This window comes from Vibrio alginolyticus NBRC 15630 = ATCC 17749 (assembly GCF_000354175.2).
In the GTDB taxonomy this organism is placed as follows: domain Bacteria; phylum Pseudomonadota; class Gammaproteobacteria; order Enterobacterales; family Vibrionaceae; genus Vibrio; species Vibrio alginolyticus.
Genome location: NC_022349.1, coordinates 2,640,526 through 2,653,120 on the forward strand (window position 1 = coordinate 2,640,526; position 12,595 = coordinate 2,653,120).

At 45.8% G+C, this 12,595-nt stretch carries 23 protein-coding genes; 22 read left to right on the top strand and 1 reads right to left on the bottom strand.

Annotated elements, in window-relative coordinates:
* Positions 1-243 precede the first annotated feature (243 nt).
* Positions 244-2,448 carry a primosomal protein N' gene (gene priA / locus N646_RS12155; protein WP_017820298.1) on the bottom strand — a complete coding sequence of 735 codons (2,205 nt, stop codon included), beginning with the start codon at positions 2,446-2,448 and terminating at the stop codon, positions 244-246.
* A 296-nt stretch (positions 2,449-2,744) separates the two neighbouring features.
* On the opposite strand from priA, the gene rpmE reads away from it, so the two are divergent.
* The 22 genes from rpmE to rplO all read left to right on the top strand — a co-directional run bounded on the left by rpmE (position 2,745) and on the right by rplO (position 12,589).
* Positions 2,745-2,966 carry a 50S ribosomal protein L31 gene (rpmE, locus tag N646_RS12160; RefSeq protein ID WP_005379546.1) on the top strand — a complete coding sequence of 74 codons (222 nt, stop codon included), beginning with the start codon at positions 2,745-2,747 and terminating at the stop codon, positions 2,964-2,966.
* A gap of 456 nt (positions 2,967-3,422) precedes the next feature.
* Positions 3,423-3,734, top strand: a complete 312-nt coding sequence (gene rpsJ, locus N646_RS12165) for a 30S ribosomal protein S10 (protein ID WP_004410492.1) — start codon at positions 3,423-3,425, stop codon at positions 3,732-3,734.
* A 14-nt stretch (positions 3,735-3,748) separates the two neighbouring features.
* A complete protein-coding gene (gene rplC / locus N646_RS12170) occupies positions 3,749-4,378 on the top strand; it encodes a 50S ribosomal protein L3 (protein ID WP_005379555.1) in 630 nt (209 codons plus the stop codon).
* A gap of 17 nt (positions 4,379-4,395) precedes the next feature.
* Positions 4,396-4,998 carry a 50S ribosomal protein L4 gene (gene rplD, locus N646_RS12175; RefSeq protein WP_005379556.1) on the top strand — a complete coding sequence of 201 codons (603 nt, stop codon included), beginning with the start codon at positions 4,396-4,398 and terminating at the stop codon, positions 4,996-4,998.
* Positions 4,995-5,297, top strand: a complete 303-nt coding sequence (rplW, locus tag N646_RS12180) for a 50S ribosomal protein L23 (RefSeq protein ID WP_004398471.1) — start codon at positions 4,995-4,997, stop codon at positions 5,295-5,297. The genes rplD and rplW overlap by 4 nt, the downstream gene beginning before the upstream one ends.
* A 15-nt stretch (positions 5,298-5,312) precedes the next feature.
* Positions 5,313-6,137 carry a 50S ribosomal protein L2 gene (gene rplB / locus N646_RS12185; protein WP_005383168.1) on the top strand — a complete coding sequence of 275 codons (825 nt, stop codon included), beginning with the start codon at positions 5,313-5,315 and terminating at the stop codon, positions 6,135-6,137.
* 21 nt (positions 6,138-6,158) lie between these two features.
* Positions 6,159-6,437: a 30S ribosomal protein S19 gene (gene rpsS / locus N646_RS12190; RefSeq protein WP_004394525.1), complete on the top strand. Its 279-nt coding sequence runs from the start codon at positions 6,159-6,161 to the stop codon at positions 6,435-6,437.
* A 10-nt stretch (positions 6,438-6,447) separates the two neighbouring features.
* On the top strand, positions 6,448-6,780 hold the full coding sequence (gene rplV, locus N646_RS12195; RefSeq protein WP_005383164.1) for a 50S ribosomal protein L22: 333 nt from the start codon (positions 6,448-6,450) through the stop codon (positions 6,778-6,780).
* A gap of 18 nt (positions 6,781-6,798) precedes the next feature.
* A complete protein-coding gene (gene rpsC, locus N646_RS12200; RefSeq protein ID WP_005383161.1) occupies positions 6,799-7,497 on the top strand; it encodes a 30S ribosomal protein S3 in 699 nt (232 codons plus the stop codon).
* Between the two features lie 11 nt (positions 7,498-7,508).
* The gene (gene rplP, locus N646_RS12205; protein WP_005379577.1) at positions 7,509-7,919 is read left to right on the top strand and encodes a 50S ribosomal protein L16; all 411 of its coding nucleotides are present in this window, start codon (positions 7,509-7,511) and stop codon (positions 7,917-7,919) included.
* A complete protein-coding gene (gene rpmC, locus N646_RS12210; RefSeq protein WP_005379576.1) occupies positions 7,919-8,110 on the top strand; it encodes a 50S ribosomal protein L29 in 192 nt (63 codons plus the stop codon). The genes rplP and rpmC overlap by 1 nt, the downstream gene beginning before the upstream one ends.
* Positions 8,110-8,364: a 30S ribosomal protein S17 gene (gene rpsQ, locus N646_RS12215; protein ID WP_005379575.1), complete on the top strand. Its 255-nt coding sequence runs from the start codon at positions 8,110-8,112 to the stop codon at positions 8,362-8,364. The genes rpmC and rpsQ overlap by 1 nt, the downstream gene beginning before the upstream one ends.
* A 162-nt stretch (positions 8,365-8,526) precedes the next feature.
* Positions 8,527-8,898: a 50S ribosomal protein L14 gene (rplN, locus tag N646_RS12220; RefSeq protein WP_004410450.1), complete on the top strand. Its 372-nt coding sequence runs from the start codon at positions 8,527-8,529 to the stop codon at positions 8,896-8,898.
* Positions 8,899-8,911: 13 nt separating this feature from the next.
* A complete protein-coding gene (rplX, locus tag N646_RS12225) occupies positions 8,912-9,229 on the top strand; it encodes a 50S ribosomal protein L24 (RefSeq protein ID WP_005379574.1) in 318 nt (105 codons plus the stop codon).
* 23 nt (positions 9,230-9,252) lie between these two features.
* On the top strand, positions 9,253-9,792 hold the full coding sequence (rplE, locus tag N646_RS12230) for a 50S ribosomal protein L5 (RefSeq protein WP_005379573.1): 540 nt from the start codon (positions 9,253-9,255) through the stop codon (positions 9,790-9,792).
* A 17-nt stretch (positions 9,793-9,809) separates the two neighbouring features.
* Positions 9,810-10,115 (top strand): 30S ribosomal protein S14, encoded by a 306-nt coding sequence (gene rpsN, locus N646_RS12235; protein ID WP_004410442.1) that lies wholly within the window; start codon positions 9,810-9,812, stop codon positions 10,113-10,115.
* A 29-nt stretch (positions 10,116-10,144) separates the two neighbouring features.
* The gene (gene rpsH, locus N646_RS12240) at positions 10,145-10,537 is read left to right on the top strand and encodes a 30S ribosomal protein S8 (RefSeq protein WP_005379572.1); all 393 of its coding nucleotides are present in this window, start codon (positions 10,145-10,147) and stop codon (positions 10,535-10,537) included.
* A gap of 13 nt (positions 10,538-10,550) precedes the next feature.
* Positions 10,551-11,084, top strand: coding sequence for a 50S ribosomal protein L6 (gene rplF / locus N646_RS12245; RefSeq protein WP_005379570.1), 534 nt, complete (start codon positions 10,551-10,553; stop codon positions 11,082-11,084).
* 9 nt (positions 11,085-11,093) lie between these two features.
* The gene (rplR, locus tag N646_RS12250) at positions 11,094-11,447 is read left to right on the top strand and encodes a 50S ribosomal protein L18 (protein WP_005379568.1); all 354 of its coding nucleotides are present in this window, start codon (positions 11,094-11,096) and stop codon (positions 11,445-11,447) included.
* A gap of 14 nt (positions 11,448-11,461) precedes the next feature.
* The gene (gene rpsE / locus N646_RS12255; protein WP_004745894.1) at positions 11,462-11,965 is read left to right on the top strand and encodes a 30S ribosomal protein S5; all 504 of its coding nucleotides are present in this window, start codon (positions 11,462-11,464) and stop codon (positions 11,963-11,965) included.
* 7 nt (positions 11,966-11,972) lie between these two features.
* A complete protein-coding gene (rpmD, locus tag N646_RS12260) occupies positions 11,973-12,149 on the top strand; it encodes a 50S ribosomal protein L30 (protein ID WP_005379565.1) in 177 nt (58 codons plus the stop codon).
* 5 nt (positions 12,150-12,154) lie between these two features.
* On the top strand, positions 12,155-12,589 hold the full coding sequence (gene rplO / locus N646_RS12265; protein ID WP_005383155.1) for a 50S ribosomal protein L15: 435 nt from the start codon (positions 12,155-12,157) through the stop codon (positions 12,587-12,589).
* Positions 12,590-12,595: the final 6 nt, after the last annotated feature.

Genomic DNA, 12,595 nt, shown 5'->3' on the forward strand with positions numbered 1-12,595 from the left:
GTATTTGCTCTTCGCTCAGTTCGTGTTAACGAGTGGGAAAATGGATTCTTCACCGCGATATCAATTTGTGGGAATAGTCATTGTTTTAATCTAAGCCTGTGCAAACAAGTCACTTTAGACTTTTCTAATTTGGATAGTCTATTCATTTCTAAAGTGAAAGTTACGGTCTGTTTAACAAAAATTGTAATCTTGGTGTGATTCTGGTCACATTAAATGGTAATTCATTACATAGTTAAACGTTTGCTAGCTGAGATCTTGTGGTTCTATGTCTAAATTCCAGCGTACTTTCTTAGCATTTGGCAACAACTCAATAGCAGGTTTGGCACTGGTTAATAACTTTTGCATCAATGAACGATGCTGAGTTTGCAGTAATAGTTGCCAACGGTATTTACCAGCCCGCTTGGCCAAAGGTGAAGGAGTAGGGCCTAACACCATGCAGGAATCATCGAACAGAGGGTGTGACTCTAACGTAAAGCGAACCTGACGCAGGAAGTCTTCAACTACCTCACTTTGGTTCGCCTCTGCTTTAAACAGAGTCAAGAAACTATAAGGTGGAAGCTGAGCCAATTTGCGTTCTTCCAGAGCAGTCATAGCAAAGTGGCGATAGTCTTTTTGAAGCAGGGCCTGCAGCAAGCTGTGCTCAGGATGGTGGGTTTGTAGGATAACCTCGCCAGGTTTACTTGCGCGGCCGGCACGACCTGCGACTTGAATAAACAACTGCGCTAGTCGCTCGGAAGCGCGGAAGTCACTACTATAGAGAGAGCCATCAACATCCAAAAGAGCAACGAGCGTTACATTTGGAAAATGGTGCCCCTTAGCCAGCATTTGGGTGCCAATCAGAATTTGATGTTCACCTTTACGAATCGATTCAAGGGCATCTTCCAAACTACCTTTGCGACGTGTGCTGTCTCTGTCGATGCGAATGGCGTTGTATTCTGGAAATAACTGAGCCAATTGTTGTTCGAGTTGTTCCGTTCCTACGCCGACGGTAACCAATTGGGTTGAACCACACCCCTGACACTGATGAATTACCGGTTGTTGTGAGCCGCAGTGATGGCAGCGTATTTCGTTGCTGTAATGGTGGAACGTATAGTACGCATCACAGCGTTTACATTCTGCAATCCAACCGCATTCATGGCACATCAAAGCGGGCGAAAAGCCTCGGCGGTTAAGAAACAACATTACTTGATTGCCAGCTTTTAAATGCTTGCGCATCTCGGCAATCAGTTGGGCAGATAAGCCACTTTCTAAATACTGACCTTTTACATCTAACACTTTATTGGTGGTTGGCACGGCAGAGCCAGCTCGTTGGGTTAGTGTTAAATGGTGATATTTGCCTGACAAGGCATTGTGCAATGTCTCCAGTGCAGGTGTGGCTGAGCCCAGAACAATCGGAACTTGTTCTTTATGAGCGCGCATTACAGCAACATCGCGTGCATGATAACGCAAGCTATCTTGCTGTTTGTAAGAGGTGTCATGTTCCTCGTCCACAATGATAATCCCGAGATCAGCAAAAGGCGCGAGTAGGGCAGAGCGTGTGCCGATAATGATTCCGGCCGCTTTGTCGCGTGCAGAAAGCCACGCATTCAGACGCTCCGTCTCGTTTAACCCGGAGTGGATGACGTCAACTGGCACATTAAAACGGCGTTTAAAGCGGTTGATGGTTTGGGGCGTTAAGCCAATCTCTGGTACTAAAACCAAGGCTTGTTTCCCTTGCTCTAAAACTGGCTTGATAAGGTTTAAGTAAACTTCGGTTTTACCAGAGCCAGTTACTCCCTCTAATAAATAGCAAGCAAAGCCTGTTTGGCTATTTACACTTGCAATAGCCAGCGCTTGTTCGTGGTTGAGCTTTGGCTTTTCGACGTCGCATTCAACGTGCTGTCCCCACTGGGTGATTACAGGCTTCTTCTCGATACGTTCAATCCAGCCTTTCTCTTCTAAAGACTTTAGTACTGTTGAGGCTATCTCTTGGTCGACAAATTCCTGGTGAGGCAAAGCGCCGTTAACCAACATTTGCAAGACCTTCTGTTGTTTGACCGCTCGACGATCAAGCCCTTGCATCAGCTTGTCTTTACCGGATTCGGTAATTTGCCACTCTTGTAGCGTCGCAAAATCTGCAGGCTTTCCTTTACGTAGAGCTGCTGGCATCGCATTGTGTAGCGTATCTCCAAGTGGGTATTGGTAGAACTGGCTGCACCAAGTCAGCAACGAATAAAGCTTTTCAGACCATATCGGCTGAGAATCAAGAACTGCTTTGATTGGCTTGAGTTGCTCTTTGGGAAAGTCCGAGTGATTAACCATCGCGGTGACGATGCCAACTAACGTTTGGCGTCCAAAAGGTACGGAAACGCGTCCACCAATGATCGGAAACAGGTGCCCCGGAATGGCGTAATCAAATTGTTTGTCGAGCGGAACGGGTAATGCCACTCTAGCAATGGTTGGACGCATAAATTCTTAGCTATTAAAAAAGAGGGAAAGGAAATGAGAGTCTATTAAAATCGGTATGGAAATTCGAGTAAAGCAATGCGATTCAGCGTGAATCGTGCCTCTATGATTAGTCTGGCTAAAAAAGTGGCGAAAAAGTTGCCAAATGTGTTGATCCGAGCAATGTGATTCTTTACTATATCGCGCCTTGAGATATGGCTTCGGCAATTAGTTGATGCGGTATCCCATTTTATTATTAATTGCGTGTGGTGTGCGGCTTAGATTCGTATAGCGACACGGCCTACTATTGAGGTTATCCCATGAAAGCTGGTATCCACCCAGAATACAAAGCAGTAAAAGCGACTTGTTCTTGCGGCAACTCTTTTGAGTTCAACTCTACTCTAGGTAAAGAGTCTATCCACCTAGACGTATGTGACAAGTGTCACCCATTCTACACTGGTAAGCAACGTATCGTTGATACAGGCGGCCGTGTTGATCGCTTCAACAAACGTTTCGGTGCACTATCAAGCGGTAAGAAATAATAGCAGCCGCTATTACGATTACAGTTTAGAAAAGGACGCTTCGGCGTCCTTTTTGTTTTAATGGCTACCAAGCGAAGAGGAATGTATGGGGTTTGGAATATTCCCGATTATTTTTCACTCAGCGCTTGCAACCTAAAGTGTGATCTGTATAATGCAGCGCACTGGTTAAGCCAGTTGTGAACCAATGAGCAGTGAGGAGCGAGCAAATCTAAGGATTTGTGAGGTAATGTATACTCAGCTTATGTTCGCGGTTAATACAATTAGCTATCTTTTCTTCGGAAAAACTATCCTCAAAGGTGACTTTGGCATATAGGGATAGTTAATCGAAAATTAACTGACAATGCGTCCTAATCTTGGATGCTACGGTTTCACATAAATCAATCGGCATTCTCTCGTCTTGACGAGTTTGAGTGGCGATATTGTTTGTGTAATTTATTAAATTTGGAGCTCTGTCTCATGCAGAACCAACGTATCCGTATCCGCCTAAAAGCTTTCGATTACAAACTAATCGATGCTTCTACAGCGGAAATCGTTGAAACAGCTAAGCGCACTGGCGCACAGGTTCGTGGTCCAATCCCACTGCCAACTCGTAAAGAGCGTTTCACAGTTCTTATCTCTCCACACGTTAACAAGAAAGCACGTGACCAGTACGAAATCCGTACTCACAAGCGTCTAATCGACATCGTTGAGCCAACAGACAAGACTGTTGATGCTCTAATGCGTCTAGACCTTGCTGCGGGCGTTGACGTTCAAATTAGCCTAGGTTAAGGGAGATTAGAAGTATGATTGGTCTAATCGGTCGTAAAGTGGGCATGACCCGCGTATTTACTGAAGAAGGCGTTTCTATCCCAGTAACAGTTGTTGAGGTTGAAGCTAACCGTGTTTCTCAAGTGAAAACTCTTGAAACTGACGGCTACGCAGCAATCCAGGTTACAGCTGGTTCTAAGAAAGCTAACCGTGTAAACAAAGCTGAAGCAGGTCACTTTGCTAAAGCTGGCGTTGAAGCTGGTCGCGGTCTTTGGGAATTCCGTTTAGAAAACGGCGAAGAGTTCGAAGTTGGTTCAGAACTAACTGTTGAACTATTCAACGAAACTAAGAAAGTAGACGTTACTGGTACATCTAAGGGTAAAGGTTTCCAAGGCGCTGTTAAGCGTTGGAACTTCCGTACTCAAGATATGACTCACGGTAACTCATTGTCTCACCGTGCTCCTGGTTCTATCGGTCAATGTCAGACTCCAGGTCGCGTATTTAAAGGCAAGAAAATGGCAGGTCACATGGGTGCTGAGCGTGTAACGACTCAAAACCTAGAGATCGTACGTGTTGACGCTGAGCGCAACCTGCTTCTTATTAAAGGTGCAGTCCCAGGCGCAACTGGCGGCAACGTGATCGTTAAACCAGCTGTTAAAGCATAACGTCTCAGGAGTAAGTAATGGAACTAATGGTTAAAGGTGCCGATGCACTAACTGTTTCCGAAACTACTTTCGGACGTGAGTTTAACGAAGCTCTTGTACACCAAGTAGTTGTTGCGTACGCAGCAGGTGCTCGTCAAGGTACTCGTGCTCAAAAAACACGTTCAGAAGTTTCTGGCGGTGGCGCTAAGCCATGGCGTCAAAAAGGTACTGGCCGTGCGCGTGCTGGTACAATCCGTAGCCCAATCTGGCGTACAGGTGGTGTTACTTTTGCTGCGAAACCACAAGATCACAGCCAAAAAGTAAACAAAAAAATGTACCGTGGTGCTATGAAGAGCATTCTTTCTGAGCTTGTTCGTCAAGAGCGTCTAATCGTTGTTGATAACTTCTCAGTTGAAGCACCAAAGACTAAAGAGCTAGTTGCTAAGCTTAAAGAGCTTGAGCTAACTGACGCTCTAATCGTGACTAGCGAAGTAGATGAGAATCTATTCCTAGCTGCTCGTAACCTATACAAAGTTGACGCACGTGATGTTGCTGGTATCGATCCAGTATCTCTAATCGCGTTTGACAAAGTTGTAATGACTGCAGAAGCAGTTAAGCAAGTAGAGGAAATGCTAGCATGATCACTGAAGAGCGTATCCTAAAAGTTCTACGTGCACCGCACATCTCTGAAAAAGCAACTATGGCAGCTGAGAAAGCGAACACTATCGTTTTCAAAGTAGCTAAAGATGCGACTAAAAAAGAGATCAAAGCAGCTGTAGAAAAGCTATTTGAAGTTGAAGTTAAGTCTGTAAATACTCTTATCACTAAGGGTAAGACCAAACGTCAAGGTCTACGCCAAGGTCGCCGCAGCGACGTTAAGAAAGCGTACGTTACTTTGAAAGAAGGTCAAGATCTTGACTTCGTTGGCGGCGCGGAATAACAGGAGTAGTTAAAAATGGCTATTGTTAAATGTAAGCCGACTTCCCCTGGTCGTCGTCACGTTGTTAAAGTTGTTAACGCTGACCTACACAAGGGCAAGCCATACGCACCTCTTCTAGAGAAAAACTCTAAGAACGGTGGTCGTAACAACAAGGGTCGTATCACAGTACGTCACATCGGCGGTGGTCACAAGCACCACTACCGTGTAGTTGACTTCAAACGTACTAAAGATGGTATTCCAGCGACAGTTGAGCGTCTTGAATACGATCCAAACCGTAGCGCAAACATTGCTCTAGTTCTTTACAAAGACGGTGAGCGTCGCTACATCCTAGCACCTAAAGGTGTTGTAGCTGGTGATGTTATTCAGTCTGGTGTTGATGCACCAATCAAAGCTGGTAACACTCTACCAATGCGTAATATCCCAGTAGGTTCAACAGTACATAACGTTGAACTTAAGCCTGGTAAAGGTGGTCAGCTAGCTCGTTCGGCTGGTGCTTACGCTCAAATCGTTGCTCGCGACGGTGCGTACGTAACTATCCGTCTACGTTCTGGCGAGATGCGCAAAGTTCTTTCTGAAGGCCGTGCAACAATCGGTGAAGTTGGTAACTCTGAGCACATGCTACGTGAACTTGGTAAAGCAGGTGCATCACGTCATCGCGGTATCCGTCCAACGGTTCGTGGTGTTGTAATGAACCCGATTGACCACCCACATGGTGGTGGTGAAGGCCGTACTTCTGGTGGTCGTCACCCAGTATCTCCTTGGGGTATGCCTACTAAAGGCTTCAAGACTCGTAAGAACAAACGCACTGACAAGTACATCGTACGTCGTCGTAACAAGTAATCTATATAAAGAGGAATCGCCATGCCACGTTCTCTCAAGAAAGGTCCTTTTATTGACCTACACTTGCTGAAGAAGGTAGAGAAAGCGGTGGAAAGCGGAGACAAAAAGCCTATTAAGACTTGGTCCCGTCGTTCAATGATCATCCCTACGATGATCGGTTTGACCATCGCTGTCCATAATGGTCGTCAGCACGTACCAGTATTTGTAACTGATGAAATGATCGGTCACAAACTGGGTGAATTCGCACCAACACGTACTTACCGCGGTCACGCTGCGGATAAGAAAGCTAAGAAGCGCTAAGGAGTAGATAATGGAAGCAATTGCTAAACATAACTTTGCTCGCATTTCGCCTCAGAAAGCTCGCTTAGTTGCGGATCTAATCCGTGGTAAATCTGTTGACCAAGCTCTAGAAATCCTAACGTTCAGCAACAAAAAAGCTGCTGCACTAGTTAAGAAAGTTCTAGAGTCTGCTATCGCTAACGCGGAGCACAACGAAGGTGCAGATATTGACGATCTGAATGTCGCAAAAATCTTTGTAGATGAAGGCCCAACCATGAAGCGTATTATGCCTCGTGCTAAAGGTCGTGCGGATCGTATCTTGAAGCGTTCAAGCCACATCACTGTTGTTGTAGCAGATCGCTAGAGACTAGGAGAGTAAGCAATGGGTCAAAAAGTACATCCAAATGGTATTCGTCTAGGCATCGTTAAGCCTTGGAATGCTACATGGTTTGCTAACACCAAAGATTTCGCTGACAACCTAGACGGCGACTTCAAGGTACGTCAGTTCCTTACAAGTGAACTGAAAAAAGCGTCTCTATCACGTATCGTTATCGAGCGTCCTGCTAAGAGCATCCGTGTGACTATTCACACTGCTCGTCCAGGCGTTGTTATCGGTAAGAAAGGTGAAGACGTTGAGAAGCTACGCGCAGCTGTAGCTAAAATTGCAGGTGTACCAGCGCAAATTAACATCGCTGAAGTACGTAAGCCTGAACTAGATGCGCAACTTGTTGGTGACAGCATCGCGTCTCAGCTAGAGCGTCGTGTTATGTTCCGTCGTGCTATGAAGCGCGCAGTACAAAACGCAATGCGCCTAGGCGCTAAAGGTATCAAAGTGGAAGTAAGCGGTCGTCTAGGCGGCGCTGAAATCGCACGTTCAGAGTGGTACCGTGAAGGCCGTGTGCCTCTACACACTCTACGTGCTGACATTGATTACGCAACTTCTTCGGCTCACACTCAATACGGTGTGATCGGCATTAAAACTTGGATCTTCAAAGGTGAAATCCTAGGTGGTATGCCAGCAGCTAACGCTGTAGAGCCTAAAGGCGACAAGCCTAAGAAGCAGCGTAAAGGCCGTAAGTAAGGAGTCGACAGATGCTACAACCTAAACGTACTAAGTTCCGTAAGGTTCAGACTGGTCGTAACCGTGGTCTAGCTAAAGGTACTGATGTAAGCTTCGGCGAATTCGGTCTTAAAGCTGTTGGCCGTGGTCGTCTAACTGCTCGTCAAATCGAAGCGGCACGTCGTGCAATGACACGTCACGTTAAGCGTCAAGGTAAAATCTGGATCCGTGTGTTCCCAGACAAACCAATCACAGAAAAACCACTTGAAGTTCGTCAAGGTAAGGGTAAAGGTAACGTTGAGTACTGGGTAGCCCAAATCCAACCTGGTAAGGTTATGTACGAAATGGGTGGTGTACCTGAAGAATTGGCACGTGAAGCGTTCCGTCTTGCGGCACGTAAACTGCCTTTCAAAACTACATTTGTAACTAAGCAGGTGATGTGATGAAAGCACAAGATCTACGCGAGAAAAGCGTTGAAGAGCTTAACGCTGAGCTAATGAATTTGCTACGCGAACAGTTCAACTTGCGCATGCAAGCTGCGACTGGTCAACTACAGCAAACTCATACTCTGAAAGCTGTACGCCGTGATATCGCACGTGTGAAAACTGTTTTGACTGAGAAGGCAGGCGCATAATGAGCGAAGTAAAACGTACTCAACAAGGTCGTGTTGTTAGCGACAAGATGGACAAGTCTATCACTGTTGCTATCGAACGTTTCGTAAAACACCCAATCTACGGTAAATACGTAAAACGTACGACTAAAGTACACGCACATGACGAGAACAACGAGTGTGGCCTAGGCGACACAGTTGAAATCGCAGAGTGTCGTCCACTGTCTAAGACTAAGTCTTGGACTTTGGTAAAAGTTCTAGAAAAGGCGAAGATTTAATCTCGTTAATTCTATGAAACTAAAGCGGCTCCAAAATATTTTTGGAGCCGTTTATTTTTTGACTACCCAATCACAAAAAAGGGTGGTACAATTCGCGTCCCTTTTAAAGAGGCAGCCCGACCCGTGATGGGTCTAGTTATTAATATTTAGCGGAGCACTAACATGATCCAAATGCAAAGTATGCTGGACGCAGCTGATAACTCAGGCGCACGCAGCGTAATGTGTATTAAGGTTCTGGGTGGCTCTCACCGCCGTTATGCACATATCGGTGACGTCATCAAAGTTACTGTGAAGGAAGCAATCCCTCGCGGTAAAGTTAAAAAAGGTGATGTTCTGAAGGCGGTGGTAGTGCGCACCCGTAAAGGCGTACGTCGTCCTGACGGTTCTGTCATTCGCTTCGACCGAAATGCTTGCGTATTGCTAAACGACAATACTGAGCAACCAATCGGTACACGTATCTTTGGTCCTGTGACACGCGAACTTCGTGGCGATAAGTTCATGAAGATCGTTTCACTGGCTCCAGAAGTTCTGTAAGGAGCACGTAGAAATGGCAGCTAAAATCCGTCGTAATGACGAAGTAATCGTTCTTGCTGGTAAAGACAAAGGCAAGAAAGGTAAAGTAACTAAGGTTCTAGCAACTGGTAAAGTTATCGTTGAAGGTATCAACCTAGTTAAGAAACATCAGAAACCTGTTCCAGCTATGGGTATCCAAGGCGGTATCGTAGAGCAAGAAGCAGCTATCGACGTTTCTAACGTGGCTATCTTTAACGCAGCTACTGGTAAAGCTGACCGTATCGGTTTCCGTTTTGAAGACGGCAAAAAAGTTCGTTTCTTCAAGTCTAACGGCGAAACCGTTTCTAACTAATAGAAGTAATTTGGAGTTCTACTATGGCGAAACTGCATGATTACTACAAGTCGTCTGTAGTCGCTGAACTGACCAAACAGTTCGGTTACACAAGCGTCATGCAAGTCCCTAGAATCGAGAAAATCACCCTAAACATGGGTGTTGGTGAAGCAATCAACGATAAGAAACTGCTAGAAAATGCAGCGTCTGATATGGCAACGATCTCTGGTCAAAAGCCACTTATCACAAAAGCGCGCAAATCTGTTGCAGGTTTCAAAATCCGTGAAGGCTACCCTATCGGTTGTAAAGTAACCTTGCGTGGCGAACGTATGTGGGATTTTCTTGAGCGTTTAATTAACATCGCTCTTCCACGTGTACGTGACTTCCGTGGTGTTAGCGCTAAGTCTTTTGACGGTCGCGGTAACTACAGCATGGGCGTTCGCGAGCAAATCATCTTCCCGGAAATCGACTTTGATAAAGTTGATCGAGTACGCGGTCTAGACATCACTATTACGACGTCTGCTGGTACTGATGAGGAAGGCCGTGCTCTGCTGGCTGCCTTTAACTTCCCATTCCGTAAGTAAGGTGAAGGGTTACTGTTATGGCTAAAAATTCAATGAAAGCACGTGAAGCAAAACGTGCGAAGCTAGTAGCTAAGTTCGCTGAAAAGCGTGCAGCGCTAAAAGCTATCATCAGCGATGTAAACGCATCTGAAGAAGATCGTTGGAACGCGGTTCTTACACTGCAATCTCTTCCACGTGATTCAAGTGCATCACGTCAGCGCAACCGTTGCAACCAAACTGGTCGTCCACACGGTTACCTACGTAAGTTCGGTCTAAGCCGTATTAAGGTTCGTGAAGCTTGCATGAAAGGCGAGATTCCGGGTCTTCGTAAGGCTAGCTGGTAATTGCCACTTAATCATTTGGAGTAAATCATATGAGCATGCAAGATCCGATTTCGGATATGCTGACCCGTGTTCGTAACGGTCAGGCAGCAAACAAAGTTGCTGTAAAAATGCCTTCTTCAAAGCTTAAAGTTGCAATTGCTGCACTACTAAAAGCTGAAGGTTACATCGTTGACTTCGCTGTTGAAGGCGAAGCAAAACCTGAGCTAGAAGTTACACTTAAGTACTTCCAAGCTAAACCAGTAATCGAGCAACTTAAACGTGTTTCTCGTCCAGGTCTACGTGTTTACAAGAAGAAAGATGAACTTCCTTCTGTAATGGGTGGTCTTGGTATTGCTATCGTTTCTACTTCCAAGGGTCTTATGTCAGACCGCGCTGCACGTAAAGCAGGTCTTGGTGGTGAAATCATCGCTTACGTAGCTTAATAAGGAGTAGACTATGTCTCGTGTTGCAAAAGCACCTGTCGCTATTCCAGCTGGCGTAGAGGTGAAACTAAACGGCCAAGAAATCACTGTAAAAGGTGCGAAAGGCGAACTAACTCGCGTTCTTAACAACGCAGTTGTAATCGCTCAGGAAGAAAATAACCTGACTTTCGGTCCTAAAGAAGGTGTTGCTAACGCATGGGCTCAAGCAGGTACTGCTCGCGCTCTAGTTAACAACATGGTTGTTGGTGTTACTGAAGGCTTTACTAAGAAGCTAACTCTTAAAGGTGTAGGTTACCGTGCTGCTATCAAAGGCAACGCTGTAGGTCTAACACTAGGCTTCTCACACCCAGTTGAGCACGAGTTGCCAGCGGGTATTAAAGCTGAATGTCCAAGCCAAACTGAAATCGTGATCACTGGTGCTGACAAGCAACTAGTTGGTCAAGTTGCGGCTGACATTCGTTCTTACCGTGAGCCTGAGCCATACAAAGGCAAAGGTGTTCGTTACGCAGATGAAAATGTGCGTACTAAAGAAGCTAAGAAGAAGTAAGGTAACACTATGGATAAGAAAGCATCTCGCATCCGTCGTGCTACACGTGCACGTCGTAAGATTGCAGAACTGGGTGCGACTCGCCTAGTTGTACACCGTACTCCTCGTCACGTGTACGCACAGGTTATCGCGGCTAACGGCTCTGAGGTTATCGCAGCAGCTTCTACTGTAGAAAAAGCGATCCGTGAGCAAGTGAAATACACTGGTAACGTTGATGCAGCTAAAGCAGTGGGTAAAGCTATTGCTGAGCGCGCTCTAGAGAAGGGCGTAACTGCAGTTGCATTTGATCGTTCTGGTTTCCAATACCACGGTCGAGTAGCGGCGCTAGCAGAATCTGCTCGCGAAGCTGGTCTGAAATTCTAAGGTAGGGTTGGAAGATGGCTAAAGAACAACAAGTTCAAGCGAATGATTTGCAAGAAAAGCTAATCGCAGTTAACCGTGTTTCTAAAACGGTTAAAGGTGGTCGAATCATGAGCTTCACTGCACTAACAGTAGTTGGTGACGGTAACGGTCGTGTAGGTTTCGGTTACGGCAAAGCTCGTGAAGTACCTGCAGCGATTCAAAAAGCAATGGAAAAAGCGCGTCGTAACATGACTACGATCGCTCTAAACGAAGGCACTCTTCACCACCCAGTGAAAGGTCGCCATTCGGGCTCTAAAGTTTACATGCAGCCTGCTGCAGAAGGTACTGGTGTTATCGCAGGTGGTGCGATGCGTGCAGTACTAGAAGTTGCTGGTGTACACAACGTACTATCTAAAGCGTACGGTTCTACGAACCCTATCAACATCGTTCGTGCAACGATCGATGCACTAGGTAGCATGAAGTCACCAGAAATGGTTGCTGCTAAACGTGGTCTAACTGTTGAATCTATTTCGGAGTAAGAACACCATGGCAACTATTAAAGTAACTCAAACTAAAAGCTCAATTGGTCGTCTGCCAAAGCACAAAGCTACTTTGCGCGGTCTAGGTCTTCGTAAAATCAACCACACAGTAGAACTTGAAGATACTCCGTGTATTCGCGGTATGATCAACAAGGTTTACTACATGGTTAAAGTTGAGGAGTAATCAGAATGCGTTTGAATACTCTAGCACCGGCTGCTGGCGCGAAAACTTCTGCGAAGCGAGTAGGTCGTGGTATCGGTTCAGGCCTAGGTAAAACTGGTGGCCGTGGTCACAAAGGTCAAAAATCACGTTCTGGCGGCAGTGTTCGTCCAGGTTTCGAAGGCGGTCAGATGCCTCTGAAACAACGTCTACCAAAATTCGGTTTCACTTCTCGTAAGAGCCTAGTGTCTGCTGAAGTTCGTCTAGCTGAGCTAGCGAAAGTTTCTGGTGACGTAGTTGATCTAAACAGTCTTAAAGCTGCTAACATCATCACTAAGAACATCGAGTTTGTAAAAGTTGTTCTTTCTGGTGAAATCAACAAAGCAGTGACTGTTAAAGGTCTACGTGTGACTAAAGGCGCTAAAGCTGCAATCGAAGCTGCAGGCGGTAAAATCGAGGAATAATCTCGA

Bases quoted from the DNA above. Each gene is read 5' to 3' on its own strand.
- rpsJ (WP_004410492.1), top strand. From the start codon at position 3,423: ATGCAGAACCAACGTATCCGTATCCGCCTAAAAGCTTTCGATTACAAA.
- rpsS (WP_004394525.1), top strand. From the start codon at position 6,159: ATGCCACGTTCTCTCAAGAAAGGTCCTTTTATTGACCTACACTTGCTG.
- rpsQ (WP_005379575.1), top strand. From the start codon at position 8,110: ATGAGCGAAGTAAAACGTACTCAACAAGGTCGTGTTGTTAGCGACAAG.
- rplX (WP_005379574.1), top strand. From the start codon at position 8,912: ATGGCAGCTAAAATCCGTCGTAATGACGAAGTAATCGTTCTTGCTGGT.
- rpsN (WP_004410442.1), top strand. From the start codon at position 9,810: ATGGCTAAAAATTCAATGAAAGCACGTGAAGCAAAACGTGCGAAGCTA.
- priA (WP_017820298.1), bottom strand. From the start codon at position 2,448: ATGCGTCCAACCATTGCTAGAGTGGCATTACCCGTTCCGCTCGACAAA.
- rpmE (WP_005379546.1), top strand. From the start codon at position 2,745: ATGAAAGCTGGTATCCACCCAGAATACAAAGCAGTAAAAGCGACTTGT.
- rpsE (WP_004745894.1), top strand. From the start codon at position 11,462: ATGGCTAAAGAACAACAAGTTCAAGCGAATGATTTGCAAGAAAAGCTA.
- rpmD (WP_005379565.1), top strand. From the start codon at position 11,973: ATGGCAACTATTAAAGTAACTCAAACTAAAAGCTCAATTGGTCGTCTG.
- rplR (WP_005379568.1), top strand. From the start codon at position 11,094: ATGGATAAGAAAGCATCTCGCATCCGTCGTGCTACACGTGCACGTCGT.
- rplP (WP_005379577.1), top strand. From the start codon at position 7,509: ATGCTACAACCTAAACGTACTAAGTTCCGTAAGGTTCAGACTGGTCGT.
- rplC (WP_005379555.1), top strand. From the start codon at position 3,749: ATGATTGGTCTAATCGGTCGTAAAGTGGGCATGACCCGCGTATTTACT.
- rplW (WP_004398471.1), top strand. From the start codon at position 4,995: ATGATCACTGAAGAGCGTATCCTAAAAGTTCTACGTGCACCGCACATC.
- rplE (WP_005379573.1), top strand. From the start codon at position 9,253: ATGGCGAAACTGCATGATTACTACAAGTCGTCTGTAGTCGCTGAACTG.
- rplN (WP_004410450.1), top strand. From the start codon at position 8,527: ATGATCCAAATGCAAAGTATGCTGGACGCAGCTGATAACTCAGGCGCA.
- rplO (WP_005383155.1), top strand. From the start codon at position 12,155: ATGCGTTTGAATACTCTAGCACCGGCTGCTGGCGCGAAAACTTCTGCG.
- rpmC (WP_005379576.1), top strand. From the start codon at position 7,919: ATGAAAGCACAAGATCTACGCGAGAAAAGCGTTGAAGAGCTTAACGCT.
- rplV (WP_005383164.1), top strand. From the start codon at position 6,448: ATGGAAGCAATTGCTAAACATAACTTTGCTCGCATTTCGCCTCAGAAA.
- rplB (WP_005383168.1), top strand. From the start codon at position 5,313: ATGGCTATTGTTAAATGTAAGCCGACTTCCCCTGGTCGTCGTCACGTT.
- rpsC (WP_005383161.1), top strand. From the start codon at position 6,799: ATGGGTCAAAAAGTACATCCAAATGGTATTCGTCTAGGCATCGTTAAG.
- rpsH (WP_005379572.1), top strand. From the start codon at position 10,145: ATGAGCATGCAAGATCCGATTTCGGATATGCTGACCCGTGTTCGTAAC.
- rplF (WP_005379570.1), top strand. From the start codon at position 10,551: ATGTCTCGTGTTGCAAAAGCACCTGTCGCTATTCCAGCTGGCGTAGAG.
- rplD (WP_005379556.1), top strand. From the start codon at position 4,396: ATGGAACTAATGGTTAAAGGTGCCGATGCACTAACTGTTTCCGAAACT.